Source organism: Streptomyces sp. LX-29, assembly GCF_029541745.1.
In the GTDB taxonomy this organism is placed as follows: Bacteria; Actinomycetota; Actinomycetes; order Streptomycetales; family Streptomycetaceae; genus Streptomyces.
On record NZ_CP089746.1, the window covers coordinates 5995145 to 6010833 of the forward strand.

At 73.8% G+C, this 15689-nt stretch carries 15 protein-coding genes; 11 read left to right on the top strand and 4 right to left on the bottom strand.

What is annotated here, in order from left to right:
* Positions 1–81: 81 nt before the first annotated feature.
* Positions 82–702 (top strand): GPP34 family phosphoprotein, encoded by a 621-nt coding sequence (locus LRS74_RS25265; protein WP_277743154.1) that lies wholly within the window; start codon positions 82–84, stop codon positions 700–702.
* Between the two features lie 249 nt (positions 703–951).
* Here the strand turns inward: LRS74_RS25265 and LRS74_RS25270 are convergent, their stop codons facing one another.
* Positions 952–1500, bottom strand: a complete 549-nt coding sequence (locus tag LRS74_RS25270; protein WP_277743155.1) for a PadR family transcriptional regulator — start codon at positions 1498–1500, stop codon at positions 952–954.
* Between the two features lie 109 nt (positions 1501–1609).
* Between LRS74_RS25270 and LRS74_RS25275 the strand changes: the two genes are divergently transcribed.
* Positions 1610–3022: an MATE family efflux transporter gene (locus LRS74_RS25275; protein WP_277743156.1), complete on the top strand. Its 1413-nt coding sequence runs from the start codon at positions 1610–1612 to the stop codon at positions 3020–3022.
* An 89-nt stretch (positions 3023–3111) separates the two neighbouring features.
* Positions 3112–4254: a glycosyltransferase family 4 protein gene (locus LRS74_RS25280; protein ID WP_277743157.1), complete on the top strand. Its 1143-nt coding sequence runs from the start codon at positions 3112–3114 to the stop codon at positions 4252–4254.
* A gap of 119 nt (positions 4255–4373) precedes the next feature.
* Here the strand turns inward: LRS74_RS25280 and LRS74_RS25285 are convergent, their stop codons facing one another.
* The gene (locus LRS74_RS25285; RefSeq protein WP_277743158.1) at positions 4374–6170 is read right to left on the bottom strand and encodes an AMP-dependent synthetase/ligase; all 1797 of its coding nucleotides are present in this window, start codon (positions 6168–6170) and stop codon (positions 4374–4376) included.
* Positions 6171–6444: 274 nt separating this feature from the next.
* On the opposite strand from LRS74_RS25285, the gene LRS74_RS25290 reads away from it, so the two are divergent.
* From LRS74_RS25290 to LRS74_RS25315, 6 genes are all read left to right on the top strand, one after another.
* Positions 6445–7212 carry a metallophosphoesterase gene (locus tag LRS74_RS25290; protein ID WP_277744925.1) on the top strand — a complete coding sequence of 256 codons (768 nt, stop codon included), beginning with the start codon at positions 6445–6447 and terminating at the stop codon, positions 7210–7212.
* Positions 7213–7276: 64 nt separating this feature from the next.
* Positions 7277–7717, top strand: coding sequence for an SRPBCC family protein (locus LRS74_RS25295; RefSeq protein ID WP_144384745.1), 441 nt, complete (start codon positions 7277–7279; stop codon positions 7715–7717).
* Positions 7718–8030: 313 nt separating this feature from the next.
* Positions 8031–9386: an ArsA-related P-loop ATPase gene (locus LRS74_RS25300; protein WP_277743159.1), complete on the top strand. Its 1356-nt coding sequence runs from the start codon at positions 8031–8033 to the stop codon at positions 9384–9386.
* Positions 9387–9639: 253 nt separating this feature from the next.
* Complete coding sequence (locus tag LRS74_RS25305) at positions 9640–10041, top strand: DUF5304 family protein (protein WP_277744926.1); 402 nt, start codon at positions 9640–9642, stop codon at positions 10039–10041.
* A 56-nt stretch (positions 10042–10097) separates the two neighbouring features.
* A complete protein-coding gene (locus tag LRS74_RS25310; RefSeq protein ID WP_277743160.1) occupies positions 10098–11039 on the top strand; it encodes an ROK family glucokinase in 942 nt (313 codons plus the stop codon).
* 98 nt (positions 11040–11137) lie between these two features.
* Positions 11138–11953, top strand: coding sequence for an endonuclease/exonuclease/phosphatase family protein (locus LRS74_RS25315; RefSeq protein ID WP_277743161.1), 816 nt, complete (start codon positions 11138–11140; stop codon positions 11951–11953).
* A 121-nt stretch (positions 11954–12074) separates the two neighbouring features.
* On the opposite strand, the gene LRS74_RS25320 is transcribed toward LRS74_RS25315, so the two are convergent.
* Positions 12075–12632 carry a hypothetical protein gene (locus tag LRS74_RS25320; RefSeq protein WP_277743162.1) on the bottom strand — a complete coding sequence of 186 codons (558 nt, stop codon included), beginning with the start codon at positions 12630–12632 and terminating at the stop codon, positions 12075–12077.
* The gene (locus tag LRS74_RS25325; RefSeq protein ID WP_277743163.1) at positions 12619–13491 is read right to left on the bottom strand and encodes an alpha/beta fold hydrolase; all 873 of its coding nucleotides are present in this window, start codon (positions 13489–13491) and stop codon (positions 12619–12621) included. The genes LRS74_RS25320 and LRS74_RS25325 overlap by 14 nt, the downstream gene beginning before the upstream one ends.
* 127 nt (positions 13492–13618) lie before the next feature.
* Here LRS74_RS25325 and LRS74_RS25330 point away from each other — a divergent pair, with 127 nt between their 5' ends.
* Together LRS74_RS25330 and LRS74_RS25335 are read left to right on the top strand one after the other, a co-directional pair.
* A complete protein-coding gene (locus LRS74_RS25330; protein WP_144384739.1) occupies positions 13619–14362 on the top strand; it encodes a lysophospholipid acyltransferase family protein in 744 nt (247 codons plus the stop codon).
* A 60-nt stretch (positions 14363–14422) separates the two neighbouring features.
* Complete coding sequence (locus tag LRS74_RS25335; protein ID WP_277743164.1) at positions 14423–15688, top strand: DUF5931 domain-containing protein; 1266 nt, start codon at positions 14423–14425, stop codon at positions 15686–15688.
* The last annotated feature ends 1 nt before the right edge of the window (position 15689 follow it).

Below are 15689 nucleotides of genomic sequence, written 5' to 3' on the forward strand. Positions count from 1 at the left end.
GGGTGCGGCACGGGTGCGGCCGCCGTCCTCGCTCCCTAGGCTGGGACGCGGGGCTCCCCAGGCTGGGAGGCGGAAGAGTCGATGACCACACCCCGGGACTTGATGATCACCGCCATGGACGTGGCGCCCGGTCGCGCCGTGGGGCGGGGCGAGCTCTCGCTCGCGCTGGCGGGAGCCGAGTTGATCGACCTCCTGGCCGCGGGGGCGGTCTCGCTGGACGGCGACCGGATCCTGCCCGGCCACCGCACGACCATCGCCGATCGCCTGCTGGACCAAGCCGCGGCATCGCTCGACCGGGAGGCGCCGTACGAGTCGGTCGACGACTGGCTGTGGCGCAGAGGCCGCGACCTGGCCTCGGCCTATCTGTCCGTCCTCGAGGCGGAGGGGGTGCTCACGCGGCGCCGCCGCTGGATGCCTCTTCGGAGCGGTGAGCCGGTGCTCGTCGAGTCCGGCGACCGCCGGGCCGCGGGCGACCGCTGGGCGTGGAAGGAGCCCGTCCTCGTCCTCCTCGCGACGGCCGCCGGGATCCGCGACGAGGAGACCGGGGTCGCCCCGGGCGTGGTGGAGACGCCGGACGTGGTCGACGACACCGTGGCCGCCGTGCTCGCCGCGGTCCATGACGCGGTGACGGAGCTGGAGGCCGAACGGCAACGGCGCGCCATCGAGCAGGCGGCCTTCGACAACGTCTGGCGGGGCGACTGAGGCGAGGGAGGCGACCGCGGACCTGAGGCGACCGAGCCGACGAGATGACCGAGCCGACGAGATGACCGAGCCGACGAGATGACCGAGCCGACGAGATGACCGAGCCGACGAGACGACCGAGCCGACGAGACGACCGAGCCGACGAGATGACCGAGGCGACGAGGTGCCTGAGTCGACGGGGCTACCAAGCCGACGAGGCGACTCAGGTGGTCGAGCGGAGTCGACCGACGGCGGCTTGAGTCGGTGGCGCTAGTCGGCGGCGCCGCCCTCGCCCGCCGCCTCCAGCTCCGTCAGGGTCTCGGCGAGCCAGGCCCGTTCCGCCGCGCCGGTCGCACGGGCGATGCGCAGCATGCCCCGGTGGAACGGGTTGTCGGCGTCCTCGGCCCGGACCGGCTCGCCGTCGCGGTAGAAGAAGCTGGCGGGCGCGTCCAGGAACGCCTTGCGGCGGCGGAGCACGGCGGCCTGGGCGGCCGGGTCCGCGAGGTGGTGCAGGAACGCCAGCAGGGTGAAGAACCGCTGGCCGTCGGTGATCTCGACCTCCTTGGGGGCCCGCAGCCGGGCCAGCAGCTCCGCGCGGCCGGCCTCGGTGAGGGAGAGCACGCGGCGCGGGGTGGCGCCGGCGCCGGGCTCGGTGTGCTGCTCCAGCAGCCCGTTCCGGGTCAGTCGGTTGATCGCCGGGTACAGCGCGCCGTCGCTGACCGGGCGGACATGGCCGCTGAGCCCCCTGATGCGCTCCTTGAGCTCATAGCCGTGCAGCGGCTCGTCGTGGAGGAATCCGAGGATCGCCAGCTCCAGCACGTCGGCGCACCGTCCCTTCGTAACGACGCCTCTTGTCGGGCGCGTCCCGAGCATGGTACCTCTCATCGCTGTACATCGAATCGAGGTAACGCGAAACGAGGTCATGCCCATGCTCGGCCGTCCGGCCACACCCGCCTCCCCCCACCGCCGTCGGCTGCTGATGCTGGCCGGCCCGGTCTACTGCGAGCTGCTCGCCGGGGTCGTGTCCGGCATCGTCGGCATGGTGTGGGTGGCCCGGCTCGGCGGCGACGCGGTGGCGGCCGTGGCCGTCGCCACCCATCTGGAGAACCTGCTGCTCGGCGTCATCCTCATGGCGGGCACCGGCACCACCGTGCTGGTCGCGCGGGCCGCGGGCGCCCGCGACCCGGCCGCGGTCCGGGCGGCGATGCGCGGTGGCTGGGCGCTGTACGCGCTTCTCGCCCCCACCGTGGCGATCGGCGGCTGGGCGCTGCGCGACCCGCTCGCCGCCCTGCTCCTCGGCGGCGGGGGCACGGCCCACGCCCTGGCCGTGCAGTACCTCGCCGTCTCGCTCCCCGGCATCGTGGTCTTCTACGCGCAGAACGTCCTGGACGGCACGCTCAAGGGTGCCGGCGACACCCGCACCCCCATGCGGCTCGCCCTCCTCGCCAACGCGCTCATCCTGGTCCTGGACCCGCTGCTCATCCTCGGCCCGTTCGGCCTGCCCGCGCTGGGCGTCCCCGGCGCCGCCGTCGCCACCCTGCTCGGCCGGTCGGTCGCGCTCGCCGTCGGCCTCGCGGCGCTGCGCCGCAACCGCCTGGTCCGGGACGCCCGGCGGGCGCCCGGCGCCGGGCCCACGGCGGCCGCGCTGCGCCGGACCGTCGCCACCGGCCTGCCGATGTCCGGCGACTTCGTGGTGCGGATGGCCGGATCCCTGGCCCTGGTCGCGGTGGTCGCCCGACTCGGCGTCACGGCCGTCGCCGCGTACGGCATCGCCACCAAGGCGATGTACGTGGCGACCATGGCCTTCTACGCGGTGCGGCAGGCCGCCGCGATCCACACCGCGCACACCCTCGGCGCGGGCCTCGACCAACGCGTCGCCATCGGCCGCCAGACGGTGCGGCTGGGCGCCCTGCTCGGCGCCGGCTCCGCGGTGCTGCTGGCGATCGCCGCGGACGGGGTGATGCGGGCCTTCGGCGCCGCGTCGGAGGTCGCGGCGGCCGGCAGCCTCTACCTGCGCTGCCTCGGCCCGTACCTGACCCTCCTCGCCTGCTTCATCGCGCTCGGCGGGGTCTTCGAGGCCGGCGGCGGCAGCCCGCTGCTGCTGCGGGTGACCGCCGCGGGCGTCGCCCTCCAGCTCCCCCTCGCCTACGGCCTCTCCACGCTCACGGGCCTGCCCGGCGTACCCGTCGCCATGGCGGTGAGCACCGCCCTCCAGTGCCTCGCCGTCGCGCTGCTCTTCCGCCGGCTGACCCACGGGCCCGGAGCGGGGGCCGGAACCGCCGCCGGGCGGGCCGTCGCCCCGGAGGCCGCCGTGGCGACGGACCCGGACCGCGGGGCGTGAGCCCGGCCCGGGCCGCACCCGGTCGTACCCGGCTGCCCGTATGACGCCGCACCGTGGCCGTCCGCCGCCACCCGGTACTGTCGTCTGCGATGCACAAGACCCTGATCGTCACCAACGACTTCCCGCCGCGGCCCGGCGGCATCCAGGCGTTCCTGCACAACATGGCGCTGCGCCTGGACCCCGACCGGGTCGTCGTCTACGCCTCCACCTGGAAGCGTGGCCAGGAGGGTGCCGAGGCCACCGCGGCGTTCGACGCCGAGCAGCCGTTCCCCGTGGTGCGGGACCGCACCACGATGCTGCTGCCCACCCCGCGGGTGACCGCGCGGGCCGTGGAGCTGCTGCGGGAGCACAGCTGCGAGTCGGTGTGGTTCGGGGCGGCGGCGCCGCTGGGGCTGATGGCCCCGGCGCTGCGCGCGGCCGGAGCGCGGCGGCTGGTGGGCACCACTCACGGGCACGAGGCGGGCTGGGCCCAGCTGCCGGCCGCGCGGAGCCTGCTGCGGCGCATCGGCGAGGGGACCGACACCCTCACCTACCTCGGCGAGTACACCCGCTCCCGGATAGCGAGCGCGCTCAGCCCGCGTGCCGCCGAGCGGATGGTCCAACTGCCGCCCGGCGTGGACGAGAAGACCTTCCATCCCGGTTCCGGCGGGGAAGAGGTGCGGGCCCGGCTGGGGCTGGCCGACCGGCCGGTCGTGGTCTGCGTGTCCCGACTGGTGCCGCGCAAGGGCCAGGACACCCTGATCCGCGCGATGCCGCGGATCCTGCGCCGGGTGCCGGACGCGGTGCTGCTCGTCGTCGGCGGCGGCCCGTACGCGAGCGATCTGAGGCGACTGGCCGCCGAGTGCGGGGTGGCGGACTCGGTGCGCTTCACCGGGGCCGTCCCCTGGGAGGAACTGCCCGCCCACTACGGCGCGGGCGACGTCTTCGCGATGCCCTGCCGCACCCGCCGCGGCGGCCTGGACGTCGAGGGGCTCGGCATCGTCTACCTGGAGGCGTCGGCCACCGGACTGCCGGTCGTGGCCGGGGACTCCGGGGGCGCCCCGGACGCGGTGCTCGACGGCGAGACCGGGTGGGTGGTGCGCGGCGGATCCGTCGCGGACTGCGCGGACCGCGTCGTCACCCTGCTCGACGACCCCGAACTCCGCCGCCGCATGGGCGAGCGCGGGCGGGCCTGGGTGGAGCAGCGGTGGCGCTGGGACCTGCTGGCGGAGCGGCTCAAGGAGCTGCTCTGAGCGCTCCGCTGGGGGCGTGACGGGTCGTCGCTCGTCTGCGAGCCCGGGGTGGCCGGTCGCGCCCCCGCTGCCGACCCGCGCGTGTCACAGCCCCGCGCCCCCTTCGGGCGCCGCCGGGCTCAGCGCTCGTAGATCGCCTCGATCTCGTCCGCGAAGTCCTTCGCCACGACGTTCCGCTTCAGCTTGAGCGACGGCGTCACATGCCCGGAGTCCTCGGTGAACTGCGTGGGCAGGATGCGGAACTTGCGCACCGACTCGGCCCGCGAGACGGCGGCGTTGCCGTCGTCCACCGCCTGCTGGACGGCGGCCAGCAGATCCGGGTCCTCGCGCAGGTCGGCCACGGTCGAGCCGGCCGGCTTGCCCTTGTCCGCCAGCCAGCGCGGCAGGAACTCCTCGTCGATGGTGACCAGCGCGCCGACGAACGGCCGCCCGTCGCCGACCACCATGCACTCCGCGACCAGCGCGTGCGCCCGGATGCGGTCCTCGATCACCGCCGGGGCGACGTTCTTGCCGCCCGAGGTGATGATGATCTCCTTCTTCCGGCCGGTGATCGTCAGGTAGCCGTCCTCGTCGAGCGTGCCGACGTCACCGGTGTGGAACCAGCCGTCGGACAGCGCCTCGGCGGTGGCCGCCGGGTTGTTCCAGTACTCGGTGAACAGGTGGTCGCCGTGGAGCAGCACCTCGCCGTCGTCCGCGATGCGCACCACCGTGCCCGGCATCGGCTGGCCGACCGTACCGATCTTCTGCCGGTCCCAGGGGTTGAAGGTGGTCGCCGCACAGGACTCGGTGAGGCCGTAGCCCTCCAGCACCGTGAAGCCGATGCCCCGGTAGAAGTGGCCCAGTCGCGCGCCCAGCGGACCGCCGCCGGAGATGGCGTGCGTGGCGCGGCCGCCGAGGACCGCACGCAGCTTGCTGTAGACGAGCTTGTCGAAGATCTTGTGCTTGATCCTGAGGCCCAGGCCCGGCCCGGAGGCGGTGTCCAGCGCCTGGCTGTAGGCGATGGCGACGGCGGCGGCCTTGTCGAAGATCTTGCCCTTGCCCTCGGACTGCGCCTTGGCGCGCGCCGAGTTGTAGACCTTCTCGAAGACGCGCGGCACGCCCAGGATCAGCGTCGGCCGGAAGCTGGCGAGTTCGTCGGTGAGCGTCTTGATGTCCCCGACGTGCCCCAGCTTGATCGGGGCCAGCACCGCGGCGATCTCCACCAGGCGCCCGAAGACGTGCGCCTCCGGGAGGAAGAGCAGGATCGACGACTCGCCCGTGTTGAAGATCGGTTTGAGCCGGGCCACGGCGTTGCCGCACTCGGCGAAGAAGCTGCGGTGCGAGAGGACACAGCCCTTCGGGCGGCCGGTGGTGCCCGAGGTGTAGACGATGGTGGCCGGGGAGTCGGCGGTGGCGATCGAGCTGCGCTCGTCGACCTGCTCGTCCGAGACCTCGGCGCCGGCCTCGGTCAGCCTCCCGACCGCGTCGTCCTCGATCTGCCAGGCGTGCTCCAGCGCCGGCAGGCGGTCCCGCACGGATTCCACCGCGGCCGCGTGCTCGGCGGTCTCCACCAGCACGGCGACGGCGCCGGAGTCGCTGAGGATCCACTGGATCTGCTCGGGAGAGCTGGTCTCGTAGACGGGCACGGTCACCCCGCCCGCGCTCCAGATCGCGAAGTCCAGCAGCGTCCACTCGTAGCGGGTGCGCGACATCAGACCGACCCGGTCGCCCGGCTTCACCCCGGCGGCGATCAGACCCTTGGCCGCGGCCCGCACCTCGGCCAGGAACCGGACCGCGGTGACGTCCTGCCAACGGCCGCCCACCTTCCGACCGACGACAGCGACATCGGGGTGCTGGGCGGCGTTGCGGCGGAGGAGGTCCGTCAGGTTGCCGTCGACTGGAACCTCGTACAGAGCCGGAAGGCTGAACTCGCGCAAGACTGCTGCTCCTCGTCGGGGCCGGCGCCACGACACTGTGGGTGCTTGCGTCGGCTGCGGTCCATGATCAGGCGAAGGGGGGTGGACTGGCCGGACGTTACCCATCGGTATGGCTTCCGGCATAGGGGTTGCCGCCCAGATGTTTGATGCGTCACACACCGCACACGTGCTTCGCGCAGACTAGTCCAGAGGTGTGCCAACCCGGAAGTAACCGCAGGTAGAGGACCTTCCGGCGGCGCATCGGGCGGCTTATGGTGATCGGATGCGAGTCCACGTGGTCAGCGATGTGCACGGCAACAGCCAGGACCTGGCCAAGGCGGGGGACGGCGCGGACGCCCTCGTCTGCCTCGGCGACCTCGTCCTCTTCCTCGACTACGCCGATCACTCGCGCGGCATCTTCCCCGAGCTCTTCGGGGTCGAGAACGCCGACCTCATCGTCGAGCTGCGGACCGCCCGGCGCTTCACCGAGGCCCGGGAGCTCGGCCGGCGGCTGTGGGCGGAGCTGGAGGCCGCGGGCGGGGGCGACAAGCAGCGGGCGATCGAGGGGGCCGTACGCCGTCAGTACGCCGAACTCTTCGCCGCCTTCCCCGCTCCTACGTACGCCACCTACGGCAATGTGGACATTCCGCGTCTGTGGCCGGAGTACGCCGGGCCTGATACCACCGTGCTCGACGGCGAACGGATCGAGATCGGCGGGCGGGTCTTCGGCTTCGTCGGCGGTGGCCTGCGCACGCCCATGCGCACCCCGTACGAGATCGACGACGAGACCTACGCGGCGAAGGTCGCCGCCCTCGGCGAGGTCGACGTGCTGTGCAGCCACATCCCGCCGGACGTACCCGAGCTCTGCTACGACACGGTCGCCCGCCGCTTCGAGCGGGGCAGTTCCGCCCTGCTGGAGGCCATCCACGCGATACGCCCCAAGTACCACCTCTTCGGCCATGTCCACCAGCCCCTCGCCCGCCGGATGCGAATCGGCGCGACCGAGTGCGTCAACGTGGGGCACTTCGCGTCGACCGGCACCCCCTGGGCCCTGGAGTGGTGACCCGCGCACGGTAGCCTTCAGCGGCAGGCACCAGGCGGCGGACCGGTACGGAGGAGCCACGGCGATGGCCGAACACACCAGCTCAAGCATCACGATCGATGCGGCACCCGCCGACGTGATGGGAGTGATCGCCGACTTCGACCGCTACCCGGAGTGGTCCGGCGAGGTCAAGGTCGCCAACGTGCTCACCAAGGACGACGAGGGGCGCGCCGCCCAGGTGCAGATGGTCCTCGACGCGGGCGCGATCAAGGACGACTACACCCTCGCCTACACCTGGACCGGCGACAACCAGGTCAACTGGTCGCTGGTGAAGTCCCAGATGCTGCGCACGCTCGACGGCTCCTACCGACTGACCCCCCTGGAGGGCGGCCGCCGGACCGAGGTGACCTACCAGCTCACCGTCGACGTCAAGATCCCCATGCTGGGCATGATCAAGCGCAAGGCGGAGAAGGTCATCATCGACCGGGCGCTGGCCGGCCTGAAGAAGCGTGTGGAGGCCGTGTAGCGGCCGTTCCTCCCCGGAGGTCGGCCGCCTCCGTCGCCTTCGCCATCAGGGGCTGATGACGGTCGCGGCGGCTCCGGCGCCGCCGGGCCGCGCGCTCGGGGTTCGCGCCGTCGCCGCGGGACGGGGCGCGGCTCTCCGTCCGCTCGGCGGGACGCCCCCCGGTCTACCTGCGGCTACCCGGCGTCTACCCGACGGGACGCCCCCCCGGTCTACCCGGCGCGTACCCGTCGGGATGGTGGTGGCCGTTCACTCGGCCACTCCTGGCAAGATCATGTTCACGGAGCACGTTTCACGTACCACCCAACGGAGTGCCATGCGTACGGTCCTCGTCACCGGACTCGGCGGCGCGGGCCGCACCACCGTCGCGGCCGCTACGGCGCTGGCCGCGGCGCGGGAGGGGCGCCGCGTGCTGCTCCTGACCGCGGACCGCGGCTCCGTGCCGGAGGCGCTGCTGGGGCTGCCGGACGGAGCGCGCGAGGCGGCCGAGGGGCTGCCGTGGACCCCGCCGACCGAGGTGGCACCGGGGCTGTGGGCGGCGCGGATCGCCGCCGGTGAACACTTCCGGGCCGAGCTGGCCGCGCTCCAGGAACGCGGCCGTGAGGCGCTGGACATGCTCGGCGCCACCCCGCTGGAGAGCGAGGAGCTGACCGAGCTCCCCGGCGCCGACGCCTTCGCCCTGCTGCGCGCGCTGCGCCTGGCGTACGAGGCCCGGCTGCCGGCGCCGCGGGAGCCCGAGGCACCGGCCCAGGGTGGCCCGGCCGCCGCCCTGTGGGACCTGCTCGTCGTCGATCTGCCGCCGATGCCCGAGGCGCTCGGCGTGCTGGCGCTCCCCGAGCGGCTGCGCCGCTACCTGCGCCGGCTGCTGCCCGCCGAGCGGCAGGCCGCACGGGCGCTGCGGCCGCTGCTGGCGCAGCTGGCCGGGGTGCCGGCGCCCACCCAGCGGCTCTACGAGATCGCGGCGCGCTGGGAGCAGGAACTCGCCGCCGTGCAGCGGGTGATCGAGTCGGCGGCCACCACCGTACGGCTGGTCGTGGAGCCGGGGCCGCTGGCCCTGCGCTCGCTGCGGGCCGCGCGCGCCGGGCTGGCGCTGCACGGCTGCCGGGTCGACGCGGTGATCGCCAACCGGCTGCTGCCGACCGGCTCCGCCGATCCGTGGCTGGCCGCCCTCTCGGGGCGACAGCAGGACGCGCTGAAGGAGATGTCCGAGGAGTGGACGTCCGGTACCCCGGTTGACGCTCCGGTACGCGAGCTGCCGCATCTCGGTGCGGCCCCGTTCGACGCGGGCCCGGTGGCGGCCGTCGAGGCGCTGGGCGCGCTGGCGCGGGCCCTGGCCGGGCCCGGCCGGACGGACGCCGGGTCGGCCTCCGCGCCGTCCGCCGGCAGCCACGACGAACGGCCCGATCTCCCGGCCGAGGACCCGTGGGCGGTGGAGGACCGGCTGGCCGAGGAGGGCGTGCTGGTCTGGACGCTGCCGCTGCCCGGCGCCGACCGCGAGGGACTGGGCCTGGTCCGGCGGGGAGACGAACTCATTCTCACCGTCGGCGCCTTCCACCGGGTGCTGCCGCTGCCGTCCGCGCTGCGCCGGTGCACGGTCTCCGGCGCCGGGCTGCGGGACGGCGCGCTGCGGGTGAGGTTCGCCCCCGACCCCGCGCTCTGGCCGAAGCGGTAACGTCGAGAACAAGCCCCGTCGAACAGAACGGGTCGAACAGCCAGTCCCTCCGTCGCAGGAGCCCGCCATGAGCGACGCCACCGAGCGTCCCGCCGAGTCCGACGCCTCCGCGGGAGACGCCCGCGCCCACGACGCCCACCCCCGGGACGCCCGCCTGGAAGGCGCGTCCGCGGAGGCCGACGCCGCCTTCCGGGACGACCGCGTCGCCGAGGAGAGGGTGGCCTTCAAGGAGGACGTCGCCGTCGAGGAGGACATCGCCTTCGAGGACGACCTCGACCCCGACGCCTGGCGGTACGCCTGCGAGGAGGACCTCGCCGCGGAGCGGGCCCGGCGGGCGCGCGAGAAGGCGGCGGACGAGCAGCCGGGCAGCGCGGCGGAGGAACTGCGCAAGCTCGCCGAGGCGGTGGCCGAGAAGGTGGCCGCGTTTCAGGCGCCGATCGCGGGCCCCGCGGTCCAGGGCGCCGTACAACAGTTGATCGCACAGGCGAAGGCGGCGGTCGAACCGGTCATAGAGCGCAACCCTGAAGTATTCGACCACCTCGCCGCGGCAGGTTCCGAGCTCCTGGCCGCGTACCGCGCCGCGGTCGCCGGACAGGAGCAGCGCTGGACCCAGGGAAGCCAGCGTTCGAGTAGTGAACACATCGACCTCGACTGACCCGTGCTCCGGTACGGTTGTGCCCGGCGGGGTTCGACCTAAAAACTGAGGGACACATGGGACTCACCATCGGCGTCGACATCGGTGGCACCAAGATCGCGGCTGGCGTGGTCGACGAGGAGGGCACGATCCTCGACACCAGCAGGGTGCCGACCCCGCCGACTCCCGAAGGCGTCGTGGACGCCATCGCGGACGCGGTGCGCACCGTCAGCGCCGGTTACGACGTCGAGGCGGTGGGCATCGGCGCGGCCGGCTACGTGGACGACAAGCGGGCGACCGTGCTCTTCGCGCCCAACATCAGATGGCGCCACGAGGCGCTCAAGGACAAGGTCGAGAAGCGCGTCGAGATGCCCGTGGTGGTGGAGAACGACGCCAACGCCGCGGCCTGGGGCGAGTACCGCTTCGGTGCCGGCCAGGGCCACGACGACGTCGTCTGCATCACCCTCGGCACCGGCCTGGGCGGCGGCATCATCATCGGCGGGAAGCTGCACCGCGGGCGCTTCGGCGTCGCCGCCGAGTTCGGCCACATCCGGGTGGTCCCCGACGGGCTGCTGTGCGGCTGCGGCAGCCAGGGCTGCTGGGAGCAGTACGCCTCCGGCCGGGCCCTGGTCCGCTACGCGCGGCAGCGCGCCAGCGCCACCCCCGAGAACGCCACCGCCCTGCTCGCCCTCGGCGACGGCACCCCCGAGGGCATCGAGGGCAAGCACATCAGCGACGCCGCCCGCCAGGGCGACAAGGTGGCCATCGACTCGTTCCGCGAGCTGGCCCGCTGGGCCGGCGCCGGGTTGGCCGACCTCGCCTCGCTCTTCGACCCCTCCGCGTTCATCGTCGGCGGCGGCGTCTCCGACGAGGGCGACCTCGTGCTGGACCCGATCCGCACGTCCTTCCGGCGCTGGCTGGTCGGCGCCCAGTGGCGGCCGCACGCCCAGGTGCTCGCCGCCCAGCTCGGTGGCAAGGCGGGGCTGGTCGGCGCGGCGGACCTGGCCCGCCAGGGCTGACACCCCGGACGCCCGAACGGGGCGGACACGCCGGCGGGGTCCGTAGGGTGCCGGCGGGGGAGCGGAACCGGAACCGAACCGAGAGGGACGGCACGACGATGCCCGCGAAGCTGTCGGACCCCGCCGGCGCGCCCGACCTGCCGGCGTCCCATGGGGAGCCGGAGGACGGCACCGAACCGGAGGACGGCACGGCCGTCGTCCGGGTGCTCAGCTACAACATCCGTTCGCTGCGGGACGACAGGGCGGCGCTCGCCCGGGTGATCCGGGCCTGCGCCCCCGACGTCCTCTGCGTCCAGGAGGCGCCCCGCTTCTTCCGCTGGCGGAAGGCCGCGGCCTGGCTGGCCCGCGCCACCGGCCTGGTCTACGCGACGGGCGGCGCCACCACCACGGGGCCCATGATCCTCACCTCGCTCCGCGCCCATGTGGTGCGCACCGAGGAGATCCTGCTGCCCCGCACCCCGGGCCTGCACCGGCGCGGCCTGGCCATCGCCGAGCTGCGCTTCGACGCCGGTCCGGAGGCGCCCGCGGCCCGACTGGGCGTGATCAGCTGCCATCTGAGCCTGTCCGCCGACGAGCGCTACGCGCAGGCGGGGATGGTGCTGGACCGGCTCGCCGCGCTGGACGTTCCGCACGGCGTCGTGGCCGGCGACCTCAACGACCTGCCCGAGGGGCGCTCCTTCCGTCGGCTGGCGGGGGCGCTGTCCGACGGCCGGGCCGCCAGGCCGTGGGGTGGCGAGCTCACCTACTCCGCCGTCGAACCCCGCCGCCGTATCGACGCCGTCTTCGCCACCGAGGGAGTGGAGGTGCTGGGCTGCGGGGTGCCGCTGGGGCTGCGCGGCGTCCACGAGGCGGACCTGCGGGCGGCCTCCGACCACCTGCCGGTGCTGGCCGCGCTGCGCCTGCGCCGGGGGTAGGCTCCGCCTTCGCCGAGGGTAGGGGGACAGTCGCGCCCAGGCGTGGCGCCGGCGGCACCGGGCCGTCGTCCTTCGGACGCGCCGGCGAGTCGCCCTGGACCACCGGGCCGCGAGAGTCGCCCTAGACCACCGCGCCGCGACCCGGGTCGTCGTCCTCGTCCTCGTCGCCGTCCTTCATCCGCATGACGAGGGTGGCGAAGCCGCCCAGGAAGCCGCCGACCCCGAGGGTCGTCAGCCACCAGGTCATCTCGATGCCCAGCAGCACGACCAGCAGGAGCAGGAGCGGGCCGCCGAGGACGGCCAGCCAGGCGAAACGGGCCGTGGTGTCGGCGGGCGGCAGCGGCGGTGGCTCGGGCGGGACGAAGTGCCCCTCGTCGGTCTCGTCGAAGTCGTCCTCGGAGGACTCGCCGGGCTCCCAGTCGCGGGGACCCACCCCCGGCGCGAACACGACGAAGCTGCCCGCGGGGGCGTCGGAGGCGCGGTCGCCCTTGACGAACGTGTCGGACTTCTCGGCCGTGTTCGGCTCCGCGTCGGACGCCTCGGCGGGGAGGTTCTCCGCCTCCGGCCACGGCTGCGCGCCCGACGGGTCCTCGGGCTCCTCCCCGTACGCCGCGACGATCTCGGCGAACGCGGCGTCGTCGTCCCGGGCGTCGGCCTCGCGTCCGTCACGCTCCGCCACGTGCCGTCGCCTCCTCGCCCGACTCAGGCGCTTCCGCGACCGACTCCGGCGCTTCCCCGACCGACTCCTTCGGAGTGGACGCCCGCTGGGCGGCCCGCGCCGGGGCGCCGACCTCCGGCGCCAGCCGGTTGAGGAACGCGTAGGTCTCCTCGAAGACGAACTCGGCGTCGTGGTCCAGCGTCGCCACGTGGTAGCTGCGCTCCAGCAGCCGCTCGGTGACGTCGAGCGAGGAGACCCGACCCAGGATGCGCGCGGAGTCGACCGGCGGCACCACATGGTCCTGCGGGCTGTGCATCACCAGCAGCGGCTGGGTGACCTGCGGCAGTTCGGCGTCGACGAGCCGGAAGAACGCGCGCAGCGAGGCGGCGGCGTGCAGTGGCACCCGGTCATAGCCGGACTCCACCGCGCCGGGCTTGGCGATGTCGCTGACGATGCCCTTGGTGGAGGGGATCAGATGGCGCAGCACCGGCAGCGCCACGGCCGCCTTGTCGTGCATCCTGTTGGCCGGGTTGACCAGCGCCAGGCCGCTGATGGCGGCGCCGTGGCGGGCGGCCAGCCGCAGCGCCAGCGCGCCGCCCATCGACAGCCCGCAGACGAAGACCTTGGAGCAGCGCTCGGTGAGCGCCCGCAGCTCGCGGTCCACCTCGGCGTACCAGTCCTGCCAGCCGGTGACGGCCAGGTCCTGCCAGCGGGTGCCGTGGCCGGGCAGCAGCGGCAGGGAGACGGTCAGGCCGCGCTCCGCGAGGTGGTCGGCCCAGGGCCGTACCGACTGCGGGGAGCCGGTGAAGCCGTGACAGACGAGGACGCCGACGTCTCCGCCGTCGTGGCGGAACGGCTCGGCCCCGGGGAGCAGCGGCACCGCGGATCTCCGTTCGGTGAGTTCGGTGAGTCAGCGTGGGTGGCAAGGCTGTGCCTCAGCGTACGCGGCGCGCCGCGCGGCGGGTAGGCAGGTTAAGGTCTCCTCGTCACCATCAGGAGGTCCTCGGTTGTTCTACCGCGCAATGAAGCTGTCCGTCGGCGGGATGCTGAAGCTCTCCTTCCGCCCATGGGTGGAGGGCCTGGAGAACATTCCGTCCGAGGGGCCGGCCATCCTGGCCAGCAACCACCTGTCCTTCTCCGACTCCTTCTTCCTGCCCGCGATGCTCGACCGCAAGGTCACCTTCATCGCGAAGGCCGAGTACTTCACCACGCCCGGGGTCAAGGGCAAGTTGACCGCGGCCTTCTTCAAGGGCGTCGGGCAGCTCCCGGTGGACCGCTCCGGCGCGCGCGGCGCCGGTGAGGCGGCGATCAAGAGCGGCATCGAGGTGCTGGAGCGCGGCGAGCTGTTCGGGATCTACCCCGAGGGCACCCGCTCCCCGGACGGGCGTCTCTACCGCGGCAAGCCCGGCGGCCTGGCGCGGGTGGCGCTGGCCACCGGCGCCCCGGTGATCCCGGTCGCGATGATCGACACCGAGAAGATCCAGCCGCCCGGCAAGGTGATGCCGAAGCTGATGCGGCCGGGCATCCGGATCGGCAAGCCGCTGGACTTCAGCCGCTACCACGGCATGGACAACGACCGCTTCATCCTGCGCTCGGTCACCGACGAGGTGATGTACGAGATCATGAAGCTGTCGGGCCAGGAATACGTCGACATCTACGCCACGGCGGCCAAGCGGCAGATCGCCGAGCAGGCCAAGGCCGAGCACGCGGCAGCGGTGGCGGAGAAGAAGAAGCAGCAGTCCGGGGCGTAGCCGCGCCCCGCGGGGGTGGGGGAAATGGGCCGCGAGCCGAAGCCTGACCGCGTCATGCGCATGTCCGTCGAGCAGCCTCTGTGGCAGGCGCTGACCGGCTACCGGGTGCTGAGCCTGCTGTACGCGGTCGGGCTCTACGCCGTCGCCTTCGACGAGTACGACCATCCGCTGGGCGCCGGGGCGTATCTGCTCGCGGTGGCCGTGTGGACCGCCTGCACCTTCCGCCGGGTCGCCGACGCCGAGCGCTGCACGCCGCGCTTCCTGATCGCCGACCTGACCATCGCGGTCTTCGGCATCCTGGTGACGCCCCTGGTGGACTCGCACGATCGGATCGCGGACGGCGCGCCGACCCTGCCGTCGATCTGGACGGCCGGGGCCGTGCTCGGCTTCGCGATCAAGGGCGGCTGGAAGTGGGCGGCGTGGACCTCCGCGATCGTCGGCGTCGCCAACATCGTCCAGCGCGGGGGGTTCGTCTACGACACCGTGCACGCCGTGGTGCTGCTGTGGGTGGCCGGCGTCGCCATCGGCTACGTGGTCGAGGTGGCCCGCGCCAGTGAGCGCACCCTCGCCCGCGCGCTGAGCATCGAGGCGGCGACCCGGGAACGGGAGCGGCTGGCCCGCGACATCCACGACAGCGTGCTCCAGGTGCTGGCCATGGTGCAGCGGCGCGGCGCCGCGATCGGCGGCGAGGCGGCGGAGCTCGGTCGCATGGCAGGCGAGCAGGAGATCGCCCTGCGCGGGCTGGTCTCCAGCGGGCTGTCGCGCCCGACCGCCGCGGACGCCGAGACGGCGGCGTCGTACGAGTGGTACGGGGCGGTTGCGGCTCCCGATACGGGGGGTGCTCATGAGGCCCACGAGGTGCCCGGGGCGCGCACCGCGGATGGCGCCGAGGAGGCCGCGGACGGCGCCGCGCCGTGCGATCTGCGGACGCTGCTCGCGCCGCACGCCGGCTCCCGGGTCACCTTCTCCGAGCCCGGCGCCCCGGTGCTGCTCGCGCGCGCCTCGGCGGCGGAGCTCGCGGCCGCGGTCGGCGCGGCCCTGGACAATGTGCGGGTGCACGCCGGGGAGGAGGCCAGGACCTGGATCCTCGTGGAGGACGAGCCGGCCGCGGTGACGGTGTCGGTCAGGGACGACGGCCCGGGCTTCCCCGAGGGCAGGTTGGCGGCCGCCGAGGCGGAGGGCCGGATGGGAGTGGCCCTGTCCATCCGCGGCCGGCTGCGCGACCTCGGCGGCACCGCGGAGTGGTTCTCCGCCCCGGGCCAGGGCACCGAGGTGGAGTTGAGAGTCCCGAGGATTCCGCGGGACGTGAAGGGCGGGAAGGCATGAC